21 protein-coding genes and 1 pseudogene are annotated in these 19,762 nt (G+C 61.7%); 7 read left to right on the top strand and 15 right to left on the bottom strand.

Annotated features, from left to right (window positions below; all coding sequences use genetic code 11):
- From ACZ89F_RS35855 to ACZ89F_RS35840, 4 genes are read left to right on the top strand one after another with little or no spacing between them, the layout of a single operon-like run.
- A complete protein-coding gene (locus tag ACZ89F_RS35855) occupies nucleotides 1-180 on the top strand; it encodes a hypothetical protein (protein WP_476096964.1) in 180 nt (59 codons plus the stop codon).
- Nucleotides 181-196: 16 nt separating this feature from the next.
- Nucleotides 197-754, top strand: coding sequence for a cupredoxin domain-containing protein (locus ACZ89F_RS35850; RefSeq protein WP_476096962.1), 558 nt, complete (start codon nucleotides 197-199; stop codon nucleotides 752-754).
- Nucleotides 744-2,366, top strand: a complete 1,623-nt coding sequence (locus tag ACZ89F_RS35845; protein WP_476096960.1) for a b(o/a)3-type cytochrome-c oxidase subunit 1 — start codon at nucleotides 744-746, stop codon at nucleotides 2,364-2,366. Before ACZ89F_RS35850 ends, ACZ89F_RS35845 begins: the two co-directional genes overlap by 11 nt.
- The gene (locus ACZ89F_RS35840; RefSeq protein WP_476096958.1) at nucleotides 2,366-3,184 is read left to right on the top strand and encodes a c-type cytochrome; all 819 of its coding nucleotides are present in this window, start codon (nucleotides 2,366-2,368) and stop codon (nucleotides 3,182-3,184) included. The genes ACZ89F_RS35845 and ACZ89F_RS35840 overlap by 1 nt, the downstream gene beginning before the upstream one ends.
- A 232-nt stretch (nucleotides 3,185-3,416) precedes the next feature.
- Here the strand turns inward: ACZ89F_RS35840 and ACZ89F_RS35835 are convergent, their stop codons facing one another.
- The 5 genes from ACZ89F_RS35835 to ACZ89F_RS35815 all read right to left on the bottom strand — a co-directional run bounded on the left by ACZ89F_RS35835 (nucleotide 3,417) and on the right by ACZ89F_RS35815 (nucleotide 6,811).
- Nucleotides 3,417-3,926, bottom strand: coding sequence for a hydrolase (locus ACZ89F_RS35835; protein ID WP_476096956.1), 510 nt, complete (start codon nucleotides 3,924-3,926; stop codon nucleotides 3,417-3,419).
- A 93-nt stretch (nucleotides 3,927-4,019) separates the two neighbouring features.
- Nucleotides 4,020-5,429: a protein kinase domain-containing protein gene (locus ACZ89F_RS35830; protein WP_476096955.1), complete on the bottom strand. Its 1,410-nt coding sequence runs from the start codon at nucleotides 5,427-5,429 to the stop codon at nucleotides 4,020-4,022.
- 13 nt (nucleotides 5,430-5,442) lie between these two features.
- On the bottom strand, nucleotides 5,443-6,186 hold the full coding sequence (locus ACZ89F_RS35825; RefSeq protein ID WP_476096953.1) for a metallophosphoesterase family protein: 744 nt from the start codon (nucleotides 6,184-6,186) through the stop codon (nucleotides 5,443-5,445).
- 85 nt (nucleotides 6,187-6,271) lie between these two features.
- Nucleotides 6,272-6,520, bottom strand: coding sequence for a hypothetical protein (locus ACZ89F_RS35820; RefSeq protein WP_476096951.1), 249 nt, complete (start codon nucleotides 6,518-6,520; stop codon nucleotides 6,272-6,274).
- Nucleotides 6,521-6,649: 129 nt separating this feature from the next.
- The gene (locus ACZ89F_RS35815; RefSeq protein WP_476096949.1) at nucleotides 6,650-6,811 is read right to left on the bottom strand and encodes a hypothetical protein; all 162 of its coding nucleotides are present in this window, start codon (nucleotides 6,809-6,811) and stop codon (nucleotides 6,650-6,652) included.
- A gap of 214 nt (nucleotides 6,812-7,025) precedes the next feature.
- Between ACZ89F_RS35815 and ACZ89F_RS35810 the strand changes: the two genes are divergently transcribed.
- Both ACZ89F_RS35810 and ACZ89F_RS35805 read left to right on the top strand, forming a co-directional pair.
- Nucleotides 7,026-7,673, top strand: coding sequence for a helix-turn-helix domain-containing protein (locus ACZ89F_RS35810; RefSeq protein ID WP_476096947.1), 648 nt, complete (start codon nucleotides 7,026-7,028; stop codon nucleotides 7,671-7,673).
- 107 nt (nucleotides 7,674-7,780) lie between these two features.
- On the top strand, nucleotides 7,781-8,302 hold the full coding sequence (locus ACZ89F_RS35805) for an N-acetyltransferase family protein (RefSeq protein WP_476097462.1): 522 nt from the start codon (nucleotides 7,781-7,783) through the stop codon (nucleotides 8,300-8,302).
- On the opposite strand, the gene ACZ89F_RS35800 is transcribed toward ACZ89F_RS35805, so the two are convergent.
- The 5 genes and pseudogenes from ACZ89F_RS35800 to ACZ89F_RS35780 all read right to left on the bottom strand — a co-directional run bounded on the left by ACZ89F_RS35800 (nucleotide 8,303) and on the right by ACZ89F_RS35780 (nucleotide 13,895).
- Nucleotides 8,303-9,154: an acetate/propionate family kinase gene (locus ACZ89F_RS35800; RefSeq protein WP_476096945.1), complete on the bottom strand. Its 852-nt coding sequence runs from the start codon at nucleotides 9,152-9,154 to the stop codon at nucleotides 8,303-8,305.
- A complete protein-coding gene (locus ACZ89F_RS35795) occupies nucleotides 9,102-9,509 on the bottom strand; it encodes a hypothetical protein (RefSeq protein ID WP_476096943.1) in 408 nt (135 codons plus the stop codon). Before ACZ89F_RS35795 ends, ACZ89F_RS35800 begins: the two co-directional genes overlap by 53 nt.
- 51 nt (nucleotides 9,510-9,560) lie before the next feature.
- Nucleotides 9,561-11,986 (bottom strand): annotated as a pseudogene (locus ACZ89F_RS35790) (phosphoketolase family protein).
- Nucleotides 11,987-12,428: 442 nt separating this feature from the next.
- The gene (locus tag ACZ89F_RS35785; RefSeq protein ID WP_476096941.1) at nucleotides 12,429-12,782 is read right to left on the bottom strand and encodes a cupin domain-containing protein; all 354 of its coding nucleotides are present in this window, start codon (nucleotides 12,780-12,782) and stop codon (nucleotides 12,429-12,431) included.
- 93 nt (nucleotides 12,783-12,875) lie between these two features.
- Nucleotides 12,876-13,895, bottom strand: coding sequence for a sugar-binding transcriptional regulator (locus ACZ89F_RS35780; protein WP_476096940.1), 1,020 nt, complete (start codon nucleotides 13,893-13,895; stop codon nucleotides 12,876-12,878).
- Nucleotides 13,896-14,053: 158 nt separating this feature from the next.
- On the opposite strand from ACZ89F_RS35780, the gene ACZ89F_RS35775 reads away from it, so the two are divergent.
- The gene (locus ACZ89F_RS35775; RefSeq protein ID WP_476096938.1) at nucleotides 14,054-14,857 is read left to right on the top strand and encodes a hypothetical protein; all 804 of its coding nucleotides are present in this window, start codon (nucleotides 14,054-14,056) and stop codon (nucleotides 14,855-14,857) included.
- Between the two features lie 13 nt (nucleotides 14,858-14,870).
- Here ACZ89F_RS35775 and ptsP read toward each other — a convergent pair whose 3' ends face one another.
- Genes ptsP through ACZ89F_RS35750 form a run of 5 tightly spaced genes read right to left on the bottom strand, consistent with a single transcriptional unit; the run spans nucleotide 14,871 to nucleotide 19,608 of the window.
- Nucleotides 14,871-16,865, bottom strand: a complete 1,995-nt coding sequence (gene ptsP, locus ACZ89F_RS35770; RefSeq protein ID WP_476096936.1) for a phosphoenolpyruvate--protein phosphotransferase — start codon at nucleotides 16,863-16,865, stop codon at nucleotides 14,871-14,873.
- A gap of 56 nt (nucleotides 16,866-16,921) precedes the next feature.
- Nucleotides 16,922-17,302 (bottom strand): PTS glucitol/sorbitol transporter subunit IIA, encoded by a 381-nt coding sequence (locus tag ACZ89F_RS35765; RefSeq protein ID WP_476096935.1) that lies wholly within the window; start codon nucleotides 17,300-17,302, stop codon nucleotides 16,922-16,924.
- 26 nt (nucleotides 17,303-17,328) lie between these two features.
- Nucleotides 17,329-18,333 (bottom strand): PTS glucitol/sorbitol transporter subunit IIB, encoded by a 1,005-nt coding sequence (gene srlE, locus ACZ89F_RS35760; protein WP_126070768.1) that lies wholly within the window; start codon nucleotides 18,331-18,333, stop codon nucleotides 17,329-17,331.
- 15 nt (nucleotides 18,334-18,348) lie between these two features.
- Complete coding sequence (gene srlA / locus ACZ89F_RS35755; protein WP_013529328.1) at nucleotides 18,349-19,110, bottom strand: PTS glucitol/sorbitol transporter subunit IIC; 762 nt, start codon at nucleotides 19,108-19,110, stop codon at nucleotides 18,349-18,351.
- A 60-nt stretch (nucleotides 19,111-19,170) separates the two neighbouring features.
- Nucleotides 19,171-19,608: a transcriptional regulator GutM gene (locus tag ACZ89F_RS35750; protein ID WP_013529327.1), complete on the bottom strand. Its 438-nt coding sequence runs from the start codon at nucleotides 19,606-19,608 to the stop codon at nucleotides 19,171-19,173.
- Nucleotides 19,609-19,762 lie beyond the last annotated feature (154 nt).

Raw genomic sequence — 19,762 nt, 5'->3', positions numbered from 1 at the left:
ATGATCGACTCTGATCAGCTGCCCGAAAATCCCGCCGAAACCGAAGGGGAAGCTCTTGATCGTGTGCTGCGCTCCGGACCAGGCGGCGCATTTCTCGTGGCCGGGATCGCAACGACGATCGTCGTTGCCCTTTGGTTGGCATTCTATCTGTTCGTGTTCCTTCCCCATGCATCCCCGTAATTGACCGGAAATTGCGATGAGCGAGCATCAGATCGACCACGCCGCGGCGGCCGCCCGTGCCGAGCGAAACTGGGCAACGATCGCGGTCTTGATCGTCGTATTCCTTGCCGGCATGGCCGCGTTCGCGGGCATTCACCAGGCCACCATGCCTCAAGCTCGAGTCGAGACGGCCGACCCGAGCACGCTGCATCTGACAGGCGAGTTTGTCGAATCCAATCTCGGTAGCGCTCTGGAGCCTGATGGGTCGGTGACGGTTCGCGCCATCGGGCAACAGTACTCGTTCACGCCGCAATGCATTCTCATTCCCGCCGACACCACAATCACTTTTCGCGCCACCAGCGCTGATGTCATTCACGGGCTGCTTATCCAAGGAACCAACGTCAACACCATGCTGGTCCCCGGTTACATATCGGTGCAGAGCGCGCGCTTTCACACGCCTGGCGAATACCTCATGCCGTGCCAGGAATATTGCAGCTTTGGCCACGAAGGCATGTGGGGCAAGGTCAAGGTCATCGACAAGGCCACCTTCGCGGCGATGGCATCCCAGCAAGGGAGAATAAGCTGTGTTAAGTAGCAGGCGCCTGATACTTGCTCACTTCTGGCTTGCTTTCGCCGTCTTCGGCCTTGCGCTGCTGTTGGGCGCCTGGCAGATGTTCATCCGAAGCCCACTGCATACCTGGATTACCAATCCGGAATGGTACTACCGGTCGCTTACGGCTCACGGGACCGTAATGGGCTACGTTTTCCCGACACTCGTTGCCATGGGCTTTGGCTACGCGATCTCCGAGAGCGCACTCAAGCAACCGCTCATTGGCCGGCGTTGGGCGTGGGCCGGCTTCTGGCTGATCGTGATTGGTTCGGTTACGGCGATGGTGCCGGTATCGCTCGGCCTTGCATCAGTTCTCTACACTTTCTATCCGCCGCTGATCGGAAGCCCGTTCTACTATATTGGCGTGGTTCTGGTTGTTGTCGGATCCTGGATCTGGGTCGCGCTGATGTCGATCAACCTGCGCGTCTGGAAGCGGAACAACCCCGGCACCCCGGTTCCTCTGGCTATGTTCGCCAATGTTGCAGGAGCCTATCTCTGGGCCTGGACCGCGGTAGGCGCGGCTCTTGAGCTGCTGTTGCAAATATTGCCGGTTGCGCTTGGGTTCAAATCCACCATCGACGCGGGGCTTTCCCGTATCTTCTTCTCCTGGACCCTGCATGCGATTGTCTATTTCTGGCTGATGCCAACCTACATCGCTTACTACACCATCGTACCCCGAGCCATTGGCGGCAAGCTCTACAGCGACACGATGGGCAGGCTCTCTTTCATCCTATTCCTGGTGGTTGCCATGCCCATCGGCATGCACCACACCTTCGGCGACCCGCAAGTTGGTGCTGGCTTCAAGTTCATCCATTCGGCATTCACGGCGCTTGTCGCCTTGCCTACCCTTCTCACCGTCTTCACCATCTGCGCGTCCGTCGAGATCGCTGGTCGCCTTCGCGGCGGCCGAGGTCCCTTTGGCTGGATAGCGGCACTGCCGTGGGACAACCCGATCATGCTTGCCGCGGCGTTCTCCTTCATCCTGCTCGGGTTTGGCGGCGCCGGAGGGCTCATCAACATGAGCTACCAACTCGATGCCTCCATTCACAACACGCAATGGATCACCGGCCATTTCCACCTGATCTTCGGCGGTGCGATCGTCATAATGTATTTTGCAATCGCTTATGACCTGTGGCCGCACCTGACCGGCCGCGCGCTTGATAGCTTCCGCCTCATGCGCTGGCAGCTCTGGCTGTGGTTCATCGGCATGATCGTGACCACCTTTCCCTGGCACTATGTCGGCATCCTCGGCATGCCGCGCCGCATGGCCTATTTCGACTACACGGACCCGGCACTGGCTTCGGAGGCACTGTCGGTGACGTTGTCGACCTTCGGCGGATTCATTCTACTGGTTTCCGGAGCACTCTTCATCCTCGTGCTCATACGAGGGCAGCGGGCGGCAAGAACAGAAGCTGGAGACTACCGATTCAGCACGGCCATCCATCCGCCAATCTCGGTGCCCTTGGCCCTGAACAGCTATGGCCTCTGGATTGCGCTGATGATCGGGCTCACTATCACCAACTACGGATTCCCGATCGCGCAACTGGTGTTGCGCCAAGGTACGTCGGTTCCGGCGGTCTACATCGGAGCACAGTGATGCCAACCGAGCGCCTGTTCTCAACGAAAAATTCCTGGTTCAAAGCCAGTTTCGGAATCGCGGCCGCGCTGGTGGTCGCCACAGCACTCGGCGGGTTCATACTGCTTCCCTACGCACAGCCGGATCTCAAGCTGACCGGATTATGGGATGCGATATGCAGTGCTGCAGGCATCCCACAGCAGCGGTCGAGCGCTGCTGTGGTGCCGCCGGGCTTCAAAACCTCGGAAGTCGTCATGACATCGTCAATGCTGAACCGTCCGACGAGCGAATCCATCGGGCGTGGTGCTACACTCGCTCAGCAGTGCGCAATCTGTCACGGTCCGACAGGCGTTAGTCGGGCAGACTCGCCCAATTTGGCCGGCCAGTATCCAGCTGCAATCTACAAGCAGCTGAAGGACTTCAAATCAGGCGCACGGACCAATGCCGTTATGACTCCATTTGCCATCCATCTGAGCGAACAGGACATGGTAGACCTAGCGGCCTACTATCGCTACTTGCCTCGGTTGCCGGCCTATCACCCGGTCGAAAATCTGCCAGCGCCTCGTGTAGTGATAAACGGTGCGCCTTTGCGGGGCATTGCACCGTGCGGTTCCTGCCACGGCAGCCTGGATAACAAGGCGGGCAGCCCATGGCTTGAGGGCCAGTCGGCGGCATACATGAAGGCGCAGTTGCAGGCATTCGCCAACAGCGTACGTCGAAACGATATCAGTCAGCAGATGCGAAACATCGCGCGAGCGATGACCCGCGAGGAAATCGAAGAGGCTGCTAATTACTATGCAGCACAGCCACCGGACATATACGGCGCGACACAATATTGACGCCGCTTTGAGCTTCTTGAGCTTCCGTGGATGCCGGGCAATCTAGAGCAGAGCCGCCGGTCGGCCGCGAGACAGTTCGGCATCGTGGTTTCGACGGTGGTGAAGTTGTCGCAGCGACCGGCAGGCCAGCCGCGATCGGCAAGCTGGATGACGCCGTCAACATTGTCAGAGGGGCATGCGGTACCTGGTTCGAAGCCAGCGCTCCGCTCTCACCGATCGAGCTTCGGAGGCCTCAGGAAACAGCCGCTACGCCCACGACATAGTTCTTGCCGTACGCTTTGGCGCACTTGGGACATGTCGTGTAGAAGAAATACACATCGCCCGTCTCTGATTCTCGATCGCGCGCAATCAGTTGCATCTGCTCGTGCCACTTCCGTGCCTGGCTGTATGGGCCCTCGAACAATTTCGTCAGGAAGTCGCCGCTCAGCGTGGTCATCTCCTCGCCCGGAACAGGCCTGGTCACAGAAAAAAGATGCTCGCTACTCCAGGGAGAGACATCCTTGCTGAGAACGATGAACTGATCCGGGTCGGAAGCGCCGGCGCCTTCCATGTGCTTGTTGACGCGCGCGAACACGCTGCCCATGTTCATCGGGATATGCATGATGCTGTGGGTTTTCGCTTTGACAAACCGCTTGCCTTTGAAATGCAGTTCCTGACCGTCCCAGCCCTCGGGATTGAACTTCGGGCAGCAACCGGTCGTGTTGACGCTAGTGTCGTATCGAGGGGTTTCATTCGTCTGCATGGCTTGTCCTCAATTGATCAGCCATCTGACGGGCAATGAGCCCAGCCATCATTGATCCTTGTCAAGACAGGCCTGAATCCTGATCGAAGCGCATCAAAGCGACCGCCGCCCTTGTTCCTCGACTGCCTTCAATCGGACCACTGACACCGAGCAAAGGGCTTGTGCCACGACCTTGGTCGAGACGCTGCCGAGATGGCGGCGGATTGCCGAGGATGCCCGGGCTCCAACGACGATATGCCCGACGTCATTGTGCTCGGCATAGTTGAGGATCGCATCGGCGGGGCTGACCGCTTCAAGCACATGATAGCTGATGCGGTCTTCCGGCAGATGCAGTGGATGGGCCCAATCCTTGAGCGCGACGAGCCGCTTCAAGTAGACCGAGCGCCCTGTTTCGTCGGTCGCCGGCGTCTCGCCGATGATTTCGGTCTTCAGGACCGTCACGCAGGCCAGCCAGGAATCTTCGCGCGAGGCAAGCACGCGGGCGGTTTCGCTGAGAACCTCGCCTGCCAGCGCATCGCTGCCATTGGCCAGATCGACCGCGGCAAGAACAATTGACGGTCCGGCCTGCGTCCTCGCCAAGGTCGGCTTGCCGACAAGCGATCTGTCATCCGTCTTGCGAAACAGCTTCTTGATCGCGGCCCACACCCCTTCGTCCTGGGGCTTACGGCCGACAACCACCACCTGGTCGGGGTTCCTCAGGTCGGACAGAACGTGCGCCGCCTCGACATATCGTCGAGACCTGTCCACCTCCATGCATCGCAGAATGATGGCTTCAAACCACCGCGGAATGGCGTCGTTGATATCGCGCGGCGGCCTGGGGGAATGATAGAGCCTGCGCTTCATCCCCGCGAAAGTCGCCGGCCGCCCGAACGGCTCCTGCCCCGTAGCCAGTTGATAGAGGATGCAACCCAGTGCAAACAGGTCACTTGCAGAATCGGATCGCTCTCCGAGCACCTGTTCCGGCGAAATATAGGCGGCGGTACCCATCGGCACCGAGCTTTCCGCGCCGAGAAGATCGGGAAGCTCTGCATGCCGGGCAAGCCCGAAGTCGAGGAGCACCGCGCCGCGCTTGGCGAGAATGATATTCTCGGGCTTGAGATCGAGATGGACGACCTTCTGCCGGTGCAGGGCGGCGAGTGCCGTTGCGATATCGGTGCCGATCCTTGCCACCTCGTCCACGGGCAGCGGCGTGTTGCCTACGAGATCCGCCAGGCCGGTGCCGGCCACGAACTCCATGGCAATATAGGGAACCTGCGCCAAGCTGCCGGATGACGCAAAACGCGGCACATGCGGTCCCGACAGGCGTTTCAGGATCAGCTCCTCCGCCTCGAAACCGAGGATGACGGAAACATCCCCGCCCGGGTCGAGAAACGGGATCTTCAGCACAAGCGGGAAATCGTAGCGGGGGTTGGTCGCCCGCCAGAGCGAGGCCATGCCGCCGGAGGGCAGCTTTTCGACCAGCTCGAAACCATCGATGACTGCCCCTGCCTCAAACCGTTGCATCGAATACGTCTCCTTAGCGACCGATCTTCAGCCGCATGCCAAGCCATCCAGGCAGGCCGGAGACTCTAATCTTGCGGGCTGTTTCCTCGTGATCATAGGGAATACGAACCATCGTGACCTCGTGTCGCTGCGTGTCGACAAGAACAAAGCACGCCGCCGGGTTGCCATCGCGGGGTTGGCCGACCGCGCCGGCAATCACCAGGTGCCGCCTCATCTCGGATAGAGGTGCAGCCACATTGTCATGCGGCTGAAAATGCACCGGCCGGCGCCCGGGCAGCGCGTAGTAGATGGCGGGAATGTGGGTGTGGCCGCAGAAAACGAAGCGGGCTCCGCTTGCCGAGAGGCAGCGTTCCGCCGTGTCCACGTCGCGTATATAGGACCATTTTCCCGGCCGCTCGGCGCTGGCGTGCACATACAGACGATCCTCGGATTGCAGCGAAAGCGGCAATCGCGCCAGGAAATCGAGATGCGCTGGAGCGAGGTGTTCGCGGGTCCACCGGGCTGCGAACCGCGCGTTCTCAGTCATGTTGCTTAGGTTCCGGGCTACTGCCTCGTCGTGGTTGCCCATGATGCAAAGCGCGCCGTGAGCCACCAGTTGAGCGGCCTTCTCGATCACATAGATGGGATCGGGCCCATAGCCAACCAGATCGCCGAGCAACACCAGCTCGTCGGGGCCACCGCGTTCGTAAACAGCTTCAAGGACCGCGTCGAACGCCTCGCGATTGGCATGGATGTCAGACAGGATCGCGATGCGCATTCAACCTTGTCCCAGAGATTGGCGAAACATGAAGGCGCGTGCCGCGAGTGATTTGATATGGCTGCGTCGCGATCATTGGGGACGCCTAAACCGAGGTGCCGTCTCCTTGGGGCGGCGCAACATGGCTGAGAGACGCCGAGGCTGCCTCAGCATCAACCGTCGCACCTTTGGAAACGATGCGTATGACAAAGGCGAAGTACCCGACCTGCAGAATCGCCAAGTCGGCAATCGCCCAGCCCAGTGCAATCCAGACCGAGCCCGTTGTCGCGTAGCTCCACGCCGCGACGATGGTCGAGGTGACAAACATTCCCACCAGAAACTGCGGAAAATACATCGTTGCGTATCAGCCGCTCCAGAACCTGACACAAGTTCGAATCGGCTCCCCATCGCTAACTCCAAGAGCTGACCGGATCATAGGCACGGGATTGGCCGGCGGCTTGACGTGGATCAATCCGGCAAGGCATCAGTCGACTGGTTTCTTTTTGATTGTTGCAAATCTGGCCCATTCTTCGACCAGCAGATTTTCAAGCGTGGCGCGGCGGTCCGGGTCTGTTTCGGATATCAGCTTGCGCCCGAAATGCCTGATATTTTCGTGATGTATATATTCGCGATAGGAATCCTGCATGACCGTATCCCTCCTTCAGGGAGACGTTGCTGATACGGTAGGCGTCTATTTGGTCCAACGCTAGCGCAATCGCTCGTCGAAGGCCGTGGCCGCATTTGGCGACTGAAGATCACCTCCGTGTTTGACTAGGTAGTTCCCCGTAGGGACATAACCGAATTTCGCGATCTGCGGATTCGCGCGATTGCTGTGTCACGGATCAACCGGGAAAACAGCCATGCACGCCTACACGAGCCCCAGAATTTCACTGCCGTCGCATTCTGTGCAGCCAAGCCTGCCGGACGCATTCGACCCGGCGCCGCTGCAGCCGATCAGCTTTTTTCCCGCTGGCGCCGAAATTTATGCCCAAGGCGAGAAGGCTGGGGCCTTCTACCAGGTCGAGTTCGGCGCCGTGCGCATCTACCGCCTGCTTGCCGACGGTCGCCGGCAGATCAGCGCCTTTCACCTCGCCGGAGAAACATTCGGCTTTGAGGCAGACGCGACACATCATTTCTTCGCGGAAGCAATCAACGCCACCGCTGTCCGCGTCTTGCGGCTCACTGCCGGGGCGGACATGTCGCGCCAGTTGCTGCCGTTGGCGCTGAAGGGTCTGACCCGTGCGCAGGAACACCTTCTGGTTCTCGGCCGCCAGAACGCCATCGAACGCGTCGCCGCCTTCCTGGTCGACATGGCGGAGCGTCAAGGCGGCTTGCGCCAGGTCGAATTGCCGATGTCTCGTATGGATATCGGCGACTATCTCGGCCTCACCATCGAGACCGTTTCACGGGTCTTCACCCGGCTGAAGGACAAGGGCGTCATCCGCTTGCTCGGCCTGCGCAGCATCGAAATCGTCAAGCACGACGCGCTCCACTGCATGAGCGAATGACCAAGGCATCGTCGAACGGCGGGCACGGAAGTACCAGAGCAAGCCATATCCCCCTTGGCTCCGCTGCATCCGGCCGATCAGAACAACCCAGGATCAGAGATCTGCATATGACGACGAATAGCGCAATCACCACACGTACCGGGTTTCACTTCGAAGTACGCCTTGCACGGCCCGAAGACGAACCAACTCTGGCGGAGTTCTTCACCCATGTGACGCCAGACGACCTGCGCTTCCGCTTTCTCGGCGCTGTGAAGGAAGTTTCGCACGAGCGGCTGGTGGCGATGACGCGTTCCGACGACGCCCATATCCATAATTTTCTTGCGTTCTCGACCGACGGAATGCTGATTGCGGTTGCAACGCTGGCAAGCGATCCGGCCGATCGAAACGGCGAGGTCGCGATCTGCATTCGCGCGGATCGCAAGCATCTCGGCGTCGGTTGGGAACTGCTCGCCTATGTTGCGAAATATGCCGAAGAACTCGGCCTCGAAGCGATCGAGTCGATCGAGAGCCGTGAAAACCGTGCTGCGATCGAGGTCGAGCGCGACATGGGTTTCACCGTCAAGACCGATCCCGACGATGCGACGCTTGTTCTGGTTCGGCGGGAGCTGGGATCGCGATCAGCCGGTTAGCTATCGCGGTCCCTCCCGGGCCGTTGCGGGCGCGGCAGATCGAAAGATGAGCATCTCCGTGGCCACGGCGCGTTCTTCATCCGCTGGAATGACAAGGACATCGACGCGGGAATTCGCAGCGCTGACCACCTCCTCGCCTCTTCGGTTTCTCTCGTCGTCGAGACCGACTCCAAGCCAGGCCGCGGCGGCGCTGATCCTTTCCCGGACCAACGGCGCGTTTTCCCCAATGCCGGCAGTGAACACCAGCGTGTCCAGTCCTGCCATGGCAGCGGCAAGCGATCCTATCTCACGTCCGATCCGATAAACGAAGAGATCGACAGCCTGAGCGGCGGCAGGGTCGTCCGAGCCGACGAGGGTCCGCATATCACCAGATATTCCGGACACACCGAGCAGGCCGGATTGCTCATAGAGAAGCGTGACCAGTTCGCCCCCGGACAGCCGCCGTTCCTGCAGCAGGTGGAGAATGACCCCCGGGTCGAGCGCACCGCAACGCGTACTCATCACCAGGCCATCCAAGGTCGAAAACCCCATCGTTGTGGCAATACTTCGTCCGGCGTCCATGGCGCACAGGCTGGCGCCGCTGCCGAGATGGGCGACGATCGTGCGGCCGCCGGCGCGGGCGCCGTAGCGGTCACGCAGCTTCGAAGCGATATGGCTGTAGGACAGACCGTGGAAACCATAGGAAACGATGCCCGCCTCGGTCATCGCCCGCGGCAGCCCGTAGATTTTGGCAAGCTCCGGCCGGGTCGAATGAAACGCCGTGTCGAAGCACCCTATCTGGAGGGCCTGCGGCAGGAGTTCAGTGGCCAGCGCGACAATCTCGAGATTGATCCGTTGGTGGATGGGCGCCATCGCGCTCGAGCAAGCGCAGTGCTTCGAGCGTGCGTTCGTCGAGCCGCGTTGCTTCGGTGAAATCGCGCCCGCCGTGAACGATCCTGTGCCCTACCCAGTCGATGCGACGCAGGAGATCGTTATCGACGAGCACGGAGGCGACCGTCGCGAACGCCTTTTCCATATCGATCGGAGCTTCGCCCAGGCTCCTGTCGATCTCGGTCCTGCCGGCCGCGGCCTCGACGCGCAGCCGTGGTCGATGGCCGAGGGAGGAGACATTGCCGCGCAGCAACAGCGGTAGTTGCTCACGTCCCTCGAAGACGGCGAACTTCAGGCTCGAGGATCCCCCGTTCAAAACAAGGATCGCATCGGTCATGAAGCCATCCGACATGTTTCCGTCCCTATGCGCTTGCTGACGGGCATCAACTCAATCTGGACGCTTCGGCGCCGCATCAGGATCCTGCCTCCACTTCCAGTCGAGGATCTCCGGCATATCCTGCCCATGGGCGCGAATATAGGCTCGATGTTCAAGCAGCTTGCCTTCCATCTTCTGCTTCAGGCCGACGCGCACGCGCTCCATTTGCGGAACCCAGTCGAGGACGCTTTGGACGATGTGGAAACGGTCGAGGCCATTCAGCACCGTCATGTCGAAAGGCGTCGTCGTCGTCCCTTCTTCGTTATAGCCACGCACATGGATATTGTCGTGGTTGGTGCGCCGATAAGTCAGGCGATGGATGGTCCAGGGATAGCCGTGATAGGCAAAGATGACCGGCTTGTCGGTGGTGAACAGCGCGTCGAAATCGCGATCCGACAGACCGTGCGGATGATATTCCTTTGGCTGAAGAGTCATCAGGTCAACGACATTGACCACCCTGATCCTGAGATCAGGAACCTGTTGCCTGAGGATCTGCACCGCGGCCAGCGTTTCCAGGGTCGGGACGTCGCCAGCGCAAGCCATAACGACGTCGGGCTCTGCCCCATCGTCCGTTGACGCCCAGTCCCAGATGCCGACCCCTGCCCTGCAGTGAACGATTGCCCTGTCCATCGACAGCCACTGCCACGATGGTGGTTTGCCCGCTACGATGACGTTGATGCGGTTCCAGGTCTGCAGCACATGGTCGGTCACGCAGAGCAAGGTGTTGGCGTCCGGCGGCAGGTAAACCCGCACAATGTCGGCCTTCTTGTTGAGGGCGACGTCGATGAAGCCAGGGTCCTGGTGGCTGAAGCCGTTGTGTTCCTGATGCCAGACATGGCTGGACAACAGGTAGTTGAGCGATGCGATCGGCCGCCGCCACGGGATATCGCGGCAGGCATCCAGCCATTTCGCGTGCTGATTGAACATGGAATCGACGATATGGATAAACGCTTCGTAGCAGGAAAACAGGCCGTGGCGTCCGGTGAGCAGGTAGCCTTCGAGCCAACCCTGGCAAGTGTGCTCGGAGAGGATTTCGAGAACCCGGCCGTCGCGCCCCAGATGAACGTCTTCGGGCAGTATCTTTTCCATCCAGCCACGCTCGGTCACTTTTCGAACACGTCCTGAAGGCGGTTCGAGGCAGTCTCGTCCGGGCCGACGATCCGGAAGTTCTTTGCGGCCTCGTTCAAGTGCATGACGTCACGCAGGAAGCCGCCCATAACCCGCGTCGACTCGGCCTTGATGGCGCCAGGGCGCTCGACCGCAATAGCGTGGTCATGCAACGCCGGCAGATCGAGAGACCTTCGCAGCAGGCCGCCATTGGCATGCGGGTTGGCGCTCATACGTCTCGTCGCCCGGGGTGCCGTGGCGCGGATCGAGGCGACAGGAGTGCCGGCTGCGTCGAACAGCTCCTCGGGCCGGTAGCTTTTCAGCCACTCCTCGAGCAGCTTGAGATGGGCGGGGTTTTCCGCAAGACCTGACAAGGGTACCTGGTGCGAGCGCCAGAAGCCCTCGGTCTTCAGACCGTCGACCTCTTTCGGTCCCGTCCACCCCTTGGGGCTCCGCAGCACGATCATTGGCCATTTTGGTCGTGACGCGGTCGCCGCGGGCCCGTTGCGGGCGGCATGCTGGATGGCCTGGATCCGATCAAACGCATCGTCGAGCACGCTCGCCATCCGCTCATGCATCAGGTCCGGCTCGTGGCCTTCCACGAACAGCGGCTCATAGCCGTAGCCGGCAAACAGCGCGCGCAATTCGTCTTCGGGAATGCGGGCCAGAATGGTCGGATTGGCGATCTTGTAGCCGTTCAGATGCAGGATCGGCAGCACCGCCCCGTCGCGCGCCGGGTTGAGGAATTTGTTGGAATGCCACGCGGCTGCCAGTGGTCCCGTTTCAGCCTCGCCGTCACCGACGACACAGGCGACCACAAGATCCGGATTGTCAAAGGCGGCACCATAGGCATGCGAAAGCGAATAGCCCAACTCTCCGCCCTCATGGATCGAGCCGGGCACATCCGGTGCTGCATGGCTCGGGATACCGCCGGGAAACGAAAACTGCCGGAACAGCTTGCGCATCCCCTGCTCGTCCATCGCAATGTCCGGATTGACCTCGCTATAGGTGCCCTCGAGATAGGTGTTCGCCACCATTGCCGGGCCACCATGACCGGGGCCGCAGACATAGATCACATTTGCGTCCCTGAGCCGGATCGCCCGATTGAGGTGCGCATAGATGAAGCTCAAGCCCGGCGACGTGCCCCAATGGCCGAGGAGACGCGGCTTGACATGCTCCAGCCGCAACGGTTCGCGCAGCAGCGGGTTGTCGAGCAGGTAGATCTGGCCGATCGTCAGATAGTTGGCGGCGCGCCAATAGGCGTCGATATCGTGCAACTCGCGATCGGACAGAAGGCCACCGGAAGCTGGTATTGTCGTGTGCTCTGTCATGTCTGGCTCCCATCGCCTGTTGGCGCCCTGTCGCCGGACTGCGACACGGGCCTGTGTTCGTCGATCTGCAGCGAATGGACACCAACGCGCTCGCGCGCTTTCAGTTCATCGCTTCGCGGCCTCTATGCATCCTTGTCCTCAAGTGCCCTGCGCACGCGCCTGATGACCTCTGCGCGACCTCGTTCGTCGGCCGCAGATGGCCAGTGTTCGTGACATTTGTAGTCACAAGGGACGAGGCGAGCTTTGATTCACCGCAAATGCGTCTCCCCATGAAACCCGGCAGATCGGTGTCTGGAGTGCGACATGCATAAAAACGAAGACCTAAAGCGGGTCGCTTGAATCCGTTCAGGCGCGACACGCTTCAAGGCGTCGCCGCCAACATGAAAAACCCGCCATGGCGAACCATGGCGGGTGATTTTCACGCAAAATGGAAACAGCCCGTTCAGCCAACCCTGACGACAAAATGCTTCGTCACCGGCTCGATGATCTTCCAGGTTCCCTTGAAATCGGCTTCCACCACGAAGGCGTCGCCGGGGCCGACTTCGACCGGGGCGCCGCCGTCGGGGGTGATGATGATGCGGCCGGCGATCATGTGCACGAACTCGTAGTCGGTGTAGGTCGCGTGATAGGTGCCGGGCGTCGCCCGCCATGTGCCCGAGATTACCTTGCCATCCTCGGTCGTGTGCTGGACGGCGGTTTGCATGGTTGGCTTGCCTTCGACGACAATCCAGCCGGCCAGATCGCCGGCGTCCGCTGTTTCGACGGCGCCGAATTTGAGGATTGTTTGGTCTGTCATGAGTCTGGCTCCGTTTGATGGCTCGTCATTCAGGCGTCAGTTGCCTTGACGGTCAGATAGCCGATGCCCCTGATCCCGGCAACCGGCGCGGCCTTATTGCGGAGCTTCCATCCCGTGCGCTTCCAGCATGCGCCGCGCGCTTTCCTCGTCGGTGATCAGGATCGTCGGCGCGATCAGGGTCATGGCGCCAAGCAGGGCCTCGGTCTTCTCCGCACCGCCGGAGGTGAGGATGCGGATCGGCGCCGCGCGCAAACGGTCGACATCCACCGACATCACGTGGCTGTTGACGGGATGGTCGACCAGATCGCCATTGCGGTCGAAGAAATGGAACAGAAGGTCGCCAACGGCGCCACGCGCAAGCAGGGCCTCCCGATCCGCTTCCTTGAGAAAGCCGCCGCGAGAGAAGGTGGTGGCCGAGGCGATGCCGCCGACGCTCAGCAGAACGGCATCGAGCACGTTGGCCATTTCAAAAACCTCCTGCAGGCCGCAGCGCTCGACCAGCGCGACCTTGGTCTCGACGCTGTCGACGACGGCCGGCGTCGGGATCAGATAGCCGTCGCCCTGGAAGATTTGGGCGAAGCGCCAGGCGAACTCGGCCGGGTTGTATCGGCGCACGACGCCGACACCGCCAAGCAGCGAAATGACCTTGAAGTCGGTGAGCGACTTGGCGCTGATGAAGGGCAGGCTCGAGAACAGCGTCTGACCCCAGCCGACGCCGACCCGCATGCCGGACTTCATCGTGTCCGACAGGAAACTGCCGGTCTTGGCGCTGATCGCCGGTATCGGATCGGCGTCGGGCGTGGAAAGCGGCGCCACCAGCGCCTGCTGCAACCCGAACATCTTTTCCAGTGCGCGCTCCAGCCGCACGATCTCCGACAATTCGCTCTCGATGCTGATCTTGACCTCGTTGCGCGCGCGGGCGTCCGCCAGCATGCGCACGATGGTGACGCGGCCGACGCCGAGCACATCGGCGATCTCGTTCTGCGTCATCTGCTCGACGAAGTACATCCAGGCGGCGCGGATCCTGAGCCGATCCGTCCGGCTTTCGCTGGCGACCTGCTCGGTTGCCTCGCCTCGGCCGTCTTTGCTTTCGCCCTGTCGTCGCCTGCCCACGCCTGTCTCTCCCCCTGCAGCGACGGACGAGCGCGCCGTCGCCGATTCTGCATGCTGGTCTAGTATCGCCTATTGATCTACCAATCGATAGGAACAATGTAGAGGTGGCGGCCGCCCCCGGTTGGTGGCCATCCGCAGCAATTTCGAGGCGATCCGCGATGCTCCGACAAATCTCCGAAGATGTGCGCGTCAATCTGAAGGACCGGTTGCGGGAAGTCCGCGAAATCATCCGCCGGAGCCGCCATGACGGCAGCGGCGACGCAAGTGTCCTGCGCGAAGCAACCAGCCACCTGCCGCCGTTTCCGGGCAAGGGCATCGAAGACCTGCTCAGCCATGCCGCGAGTGCCGTCGACGAAGCGCTGTCGATCGCCGAATCCTTCGTCCCGCATGAGCGCCCGATCAAGGTGGACGGCACGACGGTAAAGGGCCTCGGCACCTATTTCCCGGTCGGCGGCGAGGATCGCCAACTGAATGCAGAGCGCCTGTTCCGGCGCGATATGTATTATCTGACCAAAGCGGTACTTGCCGGCCTGAACATCGACAATGCCCGCATCCACGAAGCCGATTTCGCGGCCGTCCATGCCACGATGCGCAAGCGGCATGGCGATCTTTTGGCCGCATTGGCCACGCCGGGTGCTGGACTGCAGGCAATCGCGGCCACCTGTTCGGCGCTGCTGGTCGAGTGCCTCAACCAGCGTCCCGTTCGCTTTGTCGAGACCGCGCCGGAAACGCCGGCGGTGGTGGGTGGCCGGGCACTCGACATAAGTTGCCTGGCGCCGCTCGCTTTGGCCTGCGGCCTGGCAACCACCGGCAGGGACGGTGCGCCGGAGCCGGACATGCTGGAGATCGCCATCCTGGCCGCGGATATCCGTCACGACCGCATCGTTCAGGCCTGCGCCAAGGCGAGCCCGATCGCTGAATTGACACCCGTTTTCGCCACCTTGCTTGCCCATTTGCCGTAACTGACGGTAGCGGTCACTCAGGTTTAGTCTCCAGAGCCATCGCCATGATCGTCTTCTTGGCGCGTTGGATCGAGGCCGGGCTCATCGAGAGCTCTGTCAGCCCCATCTTCACGAACGTCGCAATGAGGTCGGGACGGCCGGCCGCCTCACCACACATGCCGACCATGATGCCGGCGGCGACGCCGGCTTTGGCCGTCATTTCGATTGCCGCCATGACGGCCGGATTGGTGACATCGTTGAGCTTGGCCACGGTCGGGTTGAGCCGGTCGGCTGCCATGATGTACTGGGTGAGATCATTGGTACCGATCGAGAAGAAAGCCACCTCCTTGGCCAGCGCCGGGGCGATCAGCACGGCAGCCGGGGTCTCGATCATCACGCCGAGATCGAACGTTGCATGCGGCACGCCTTCGGCTTTCAGTTCGGCGGCGCATTCCTCGACCAGTGCGCGGGTGCGCGTGACTTCGGAAATATCGGACACCATCGGCAGCATCACCTTGATGTTGCCGTGCACGGCGGCCCGCAGCAGCGCCCTGAGCTGACGCTTGAAGATGTCGGGCCGGTCGAGGCACATGCGGATGCCGCGCCAACCAAGGAACGGGTTCTCCTCGTCGGGAAATTCGATGCCGGCGATCGGCTTGTCGCCGCCAATGTCGAGCGTGCGCACGATGACCGGATACGGCGCGAAGGCCTTGGCCAGTGCCGCATAGGTTTCCGCCTGCATGTCTTCCGAGGGCAGATGCATGTGGCGCATGAACAGAAGCTCGGTGCGGAAGAGGCCGACGCCCATCGCGCCAGCCTCCTGCGCCGCCTCGATTTCCTCGAGCGAGCCGATATTGGCCGCGACCTCGATGATCCTGCCGTCGGCCAGCTTCGGCGTCACCGTCTTGAAGACGGTCAGCCCGGCGCGCTCCTTTGCCGCCGCTTCGACGCGCCCGGCGAAATCGGCGCGGGTCGCCGCGTCGGGGTCGATGATCACATGGCCGGCGTTGCCGTCGAGTGCCACTTCTCGCGCGGTGCGCAAGGCATTGACCTGATCGCCGAGGCCGAGCACCGCCGGAATGCCGTGCGAGCGGGCAATGATGGCGATGTGCGAGGTGGCGCCGCCATGGCCGCACACCACGCCGCCGATCCGCTTCAGCGGCGCGCGCGCCAGATCCCAGGCGCCGATATCGTCGGCAATCAGGATAGCCCCTTCGGGGATGTTTTCGAGGCTGACATCGTCCTGTCCAAGCAGCACGAGGCAGATCTGCCGTCCGACCGCATGAACGTCGTCCGCCCGCGCGTTGAGATAGTGATCGTCGACAGCGCTGAAATCGGCGGCGATGGTGGAGGCGGCGGTGATGACGGCCGAAATCGCGTCGTTGCCACCCCTGATCAGGCTCTCGGCTTCACCGGTCAGGCTGTCGTCGGCGGCAATATCCCTGAGCGCGGCGACGATGCCGCGGTCTCCAGCCGAAAGGCTGTCCTGCGCCAACGCATGGTCCATGCGTGCCTGGACCGCGCGGACAGCAGTGCGGAACCTGTCGATCTCGCCGGTGATCTCCTCGGCCTGCAACATGCGGCCTTGTCCGGCGATATCAGGCGGGAAATGCGCGAAGGCCGGGCCGATGGCAAAACCTTCGCTTGCCGCCACGCCGCGCAAGCCGTTTGCTCGCCCAAGCACCGCCGGCGCGGATTCGGGCGCTGGCGCGGGTGCCACTTCCTGCCCGGCATCATTCGCCGGGCTCTGCGACTCCGCTTCATCATCCAGGCCCGCCCTCGGATTTTCGAGATAGCCGATCAGCGCCTCGAGCGCCTCGATGGCGTCGGCGCCGTTCGCCCGCACCGTGACTTCCTGGTTCTCCTTGACCGCCAGCAGCATTAGCTTGACCGAGCTCTTGGCGCTGACCGCCTTGCCGTCCTTGACCAACTCGACATCGGATTCGAAACCCTTGGCGAGCTTGACGAACCGCGTCGCGGGACGAGCGTGCAAACCTTCATGCACTCTGACGATGGTCGAGCGTTCCATGGCAAATACTCTGGTTTTGGGCGCCGCTCCCAATATAGGTTGTGGCGCGAATGCTGTCAGGCGGCGATGGTGATGATCGCGCCCGTCCTCAGGGCGGCCACGAGCGCTTGCGGGTCAACTTGCGACGCACAGATTTCGCCCGGCCTTTCGGCCTCGGTGGCGCCGTTGAACGAGATGACGACATGGCCCATTTCGAGCACCTTGCTCCAGGCGCTGGAGCCGACCGCCGTTATGACAGCGGCAACCGGGCCGAGGGTGATCGAAGCGCCCTTGGCGGGCGCTCCGTCACTTGGTCCTTGCTCCGTCTTGTGGAGCACCGAAACTTCGGCAAGCTCCGGCGGCGAGCCATCCGCAAACAGGATGACCACGCCCCCTTCGGCAAGGTCCGCCACTTCGGGCCCGATGGCAGTGACCCGTGTTCTCAGAAGAACCGTCATATGGCGAACCTCATTTCATGCTTTCCTTAGAATACGATCAGGCTGACGACCCAGGCGATCAGCACCGAGACCGGGCCCATGATCTGGCGGCTGATGAGCACTGCCGGAACGCCGATTTCGATCGTCTTTGGCTTGGCTTCACCGAGCGCCAGGCCGACGGGGACGAAGTCGCAGCCCACCTGGGTATTGTAGGCAAATAGCGCCGGCAGTGCCATTGCCGGCGAAATCGTGCCGTTGGCGATCTGCGGGCCGATGATGGCGACGCCGATAACCTGCGCGATGACAGCGCCTGGCCCGAGGATGGGCGACAGGAACGGCAGGCCGCAGATCGCCGAGATGATCAGCAGGCCGACGATGTTGTTGGCCAGCGGACCCATCGGCTGCGCCAGCACATCGCCGATGCCGGTGTAGAGGATCAGACCGATGAGCATGGTCACGAAGGCCATGAACGGCAGCACGTTGCGGATGACCTGGTCGATGGTGCGGCGGCCGGCATTGAAGAAAATGCCGACGATGCGTCCCATGACGCGGCCGATCGTGCTGATGAGGCCGATCAGCCCACCTTCGCTCGGCAGCGGCTGTGGCGCCGCGGCCGCATTGTTGTTGCTCGAACTCATCGCTGCTGCTCCCCCTGCAGTCGTGACCGTTTCGGATCCGTCCGCCATTGTGATGTTGGCCGGCTTCACGCCCGAAACGTAGATGTCCTCGGTGATGAACTGGGCTAGCGGCCCGGACTGACCGACCGGCGTCAGATTGACGGTCGGGATACGCTTGCGCGGATAGACGCCGCATCGTGCGGTGCCGCCGCAATCGACGACGACAACCGCCATCTCGCTTTCGATCGGCGGCGCTCTGAAGCCGTCGACGGCTTCGGCACCGGTCATATCGGCGATGAGCTGCGCCACCGGATGAATGCCGCCACCGGTGACGGAAACAACCTTGCTGCGCTGTTCGGTCGGCTCGATGACGAGCGGGCCGCCCCAGCCGGTTTTGCCCTGGGAGATCCTTACGGCTTTGTATGTCTTGGCCATGATGTCCTCCCCGCCCTACAGCTCGACGCCCTGGCGGCGTGCCATGATGGCGGTGATGCGTTCGGTCAGCATGCCCTTGAGCAGGATGACGACGAGGCCGACGATGGCGTACCAGATCGCCACCTTGACGTGGTAGCCGGCGACGACGACGCCCTTCTTCTCCAGCTCCAGCAGCGCGACGAGAATGCCGCCCCAGACGAAATACTCGCCGGGATTGATGTGCGGGAACAGGCCGAGCGGCGGGTGCACATAGGACACGGCAGCGTCATAGAAGGCCGGCTTGTGCTTTTCTTCCAGGAACGACCCGAACGTATAGGCCATCGGATTGGTGAGGAAGAACACCGCCAGCAGCGGCAAAAGCGTATAGCGCGTCAGCGCGATCCGGCCGGCGCCGCGCGCCAGACCATGCACGCGCTCTTCACCGACCAGTTCCGTGACGGCGTAGAAGGCCGTCATCAGCACCACCAGCGTCGGAATGATGCCGGTGACGAAGCCTGCGAACACCTCGCCGCCCTTCTGGAAGATGCCGATGAAGTACTTGCCGATCGCGGTCAGCCAGCCGAGCTGCTCTTCCTGCTGGACGTCCTTCAGCTTTTCCTTGAACTGATCGACGGTGATCGGTCCGCTGTCCGCTTGCGCCAGGACAACGAGATGGTCAGAGGCATGCTCGACGGCGAGCTTGCCATGCAATGCAGCATCCGAGACCATGGCACCTGCGACATGCAGATTGTGCACGGCCATGTCGGCATGCTGCGCCAACAACGAAAATACAGACATTTCTCCTCCTTATGCCGCCCGCCGGTTGATCCCAGTCGGTGCGCGGCGTCCTCTCGTCCTCTAGGCCCTTGCTACGTTCAAGCCGGACAGACCCGGCTTCTTTCCCGGCTCCGACCGTGTTTTGTCGATCTGTTCGATCGCCCGTTTCACGGCCTCGGCCACACCGGGTTCCCCCTCCCCCATGATTGCAGGGTTGGACCGGAGTCGATCGAGGGGAACGCCCTCGAACTCTTCATGTCTCTTGAATTTGGTGAACACGGAACGGCCGCTCATCACCATCAGGCGGCGCACGACCAGATCGGGTGTCACCACGACGAGCGCGATGGTGCCCTTGGCCAATCGACCGCGAAAATTGCCGGCTCCGACGAAGCCATCCTTGTACTGGTCGGTGACGCCCCTGAAGACATCCGAATAGTGCCGCATCTGCAGCCAGACGCCGAGCGACTGCAGCGCCCACACGATAACCAGCAGAAGCAGTCCCCACTGCCAAATCGCCATTCGGTTCTCCTCCCGAAGCCTCAGTTGCCCCGCACCTTGGACCGGCGCGTGACAACAGCAAAGTGAGAACATTTGTTTCCGAGAATGTCAATATGTATGATATTGGCCTCAGCTGCCGTCATCCACAGGGGGCGCTGACAGATTTCGGCGCCGG

The sequence above is a fragment of the Mesorhizobium sp. USDA 3734 genome (genome assembly GCF_056279665.1).
This window is presented reverse-complemented; position numbering and strand designations above follow the sequence as displayed.

Bases quoted from the DNA above. Each gene is read 5' to 3' on its own strand.
- ACZ89F_RS35830 (WP_476096955.1), bottom strand. From the start codon at position 5,429: ATGCAACGGTTTGAGGCAGGGGCAGTCATCGATGGTTTCGAGCTGGTC.
- ACZ89F_RS35800 (WP_476096945.1), bottom strand. From the start codon at position 9,154: ATGGCGCCCATCCACCAACGGATCAATCTCGAGATTGTCGCGCTGGCC.
- ACZ89F_RS35795 (WP_476096943.1), bottom strand. From the start codon at position 9,509: ATGACCGATGCGATCCTTGTTTTGAACGGGGGATCCTCGAGCCTGAAG.
- srlA (WP_013529328.1), bottom strand. From the start codon at position 19,110: ATGTCTGTATTTTCGTTGTTGGCGCAGCATGCCGACATGGCCGTGCAC.
- ACZ89F_RS35850 (WP_476096962.1), top strand. From the start codon at position 197: ATGAGCGAGCATCAGATCGACCACGCCGCGGCGGCCGCCCGTGCCGAG.
- ACZ89F_RS35750 (WP_013529327.1), bottom strand. From the start codon at position 19,608: ATGGCGATTTGGCAGTGGGGACTGCTTCTGCTGGTTATCGTGTGGGCG.
- ACZ89F_RS35835 (WP_476096956.1), bottom strand. From the start codon at position 3,926: ATGCAGACGAATGAAACCCCTCGATACGACACTAGCGTCAACACGACC.
- ACZ89F_RS35775 (WP_476096938.1), top strand. From the start codon at position 14,054: ATGCTCCGACAAATCTCCGAAGATGTGCGCGTCAATCTGAAGGACCGG.
- ACZ89F_RS35820 (WP_476096951.1), bottom strand. From the start codon at position 6,520: ATGTATTTTCCGCAGTTTCTGGTGGGAATGTTTGTCACCTCGACCATC.
- ACZ89F_RS35810 (WP_476096947.1), top strand. From the start codon at position 7,026: ATGCACGCCTACACGAGCCCCAGAATTTCACTGCCGTCGCATTCTGTG.
- ACZ89F_RS35815 (WP_476096949.1), bottom strand. From the start codon at position 6,811: ATGCAGGATTCCTATCGCGAATATATACATCACGAAAATATCAGGCAT.
- ACZ89F_RS35855 (WP_476096964.1), top strand. From the start codon at position 1: ATGATCGACTCTGATCAGCTGCCCGAAAATCCCGCCGAAACCGAAGGG.
- ACZ89F_RS35840 (WP_476096958.1), top strand. From the start codon at position 2,366: ATGCCAACCGAGCGCCTGTTCTCAACGAAAAATTCCTGGTTCAAAGCC.
- ACZ89F_RS35825 (WP_476096953.1), bottom strand. From the start codon at position 6,186: ATGCGCATCGCGATCCTGTCTGACATCCATGCCAATCGCGAGGCGTTC.
- srlE (WP_126070768.1), bottom strand. From the start codon at position 18,333: ATGGCCAAGACATACAAAGCCGTAAGGATCTCCCAGGGCAAAACCGGC.
- ACZ89F_RS35785 (WP_476096941.1), bottom strand. From the start codon at position 12,782: ATGACAGACCAAACAATCCTCAAATTCGGCGCCGTCGAAACAGCGGAC.
- ptsP (WP_476096936.1), bottom strand. From the start codon at position 16,865: ATGGAACGCTCGACCATCGTCAGAGTGCATGAAGGTTTGCACGCTCGT.
- ACZ89F_RS35765 (WP_476096935.1), bottom strand. From the start codon at position 17,302: ATGACGGTTCTTCTGAGAACACGGGTCACTGCCATCGGGCCCGAAGTG.
- ACZ89F_RS35805 (WP_476097462.1), top strand. From the start codon at position 7,781: ATGACGACGAATAGCGCAATCACCACACGTACCGGGTTTCACTTCGAA.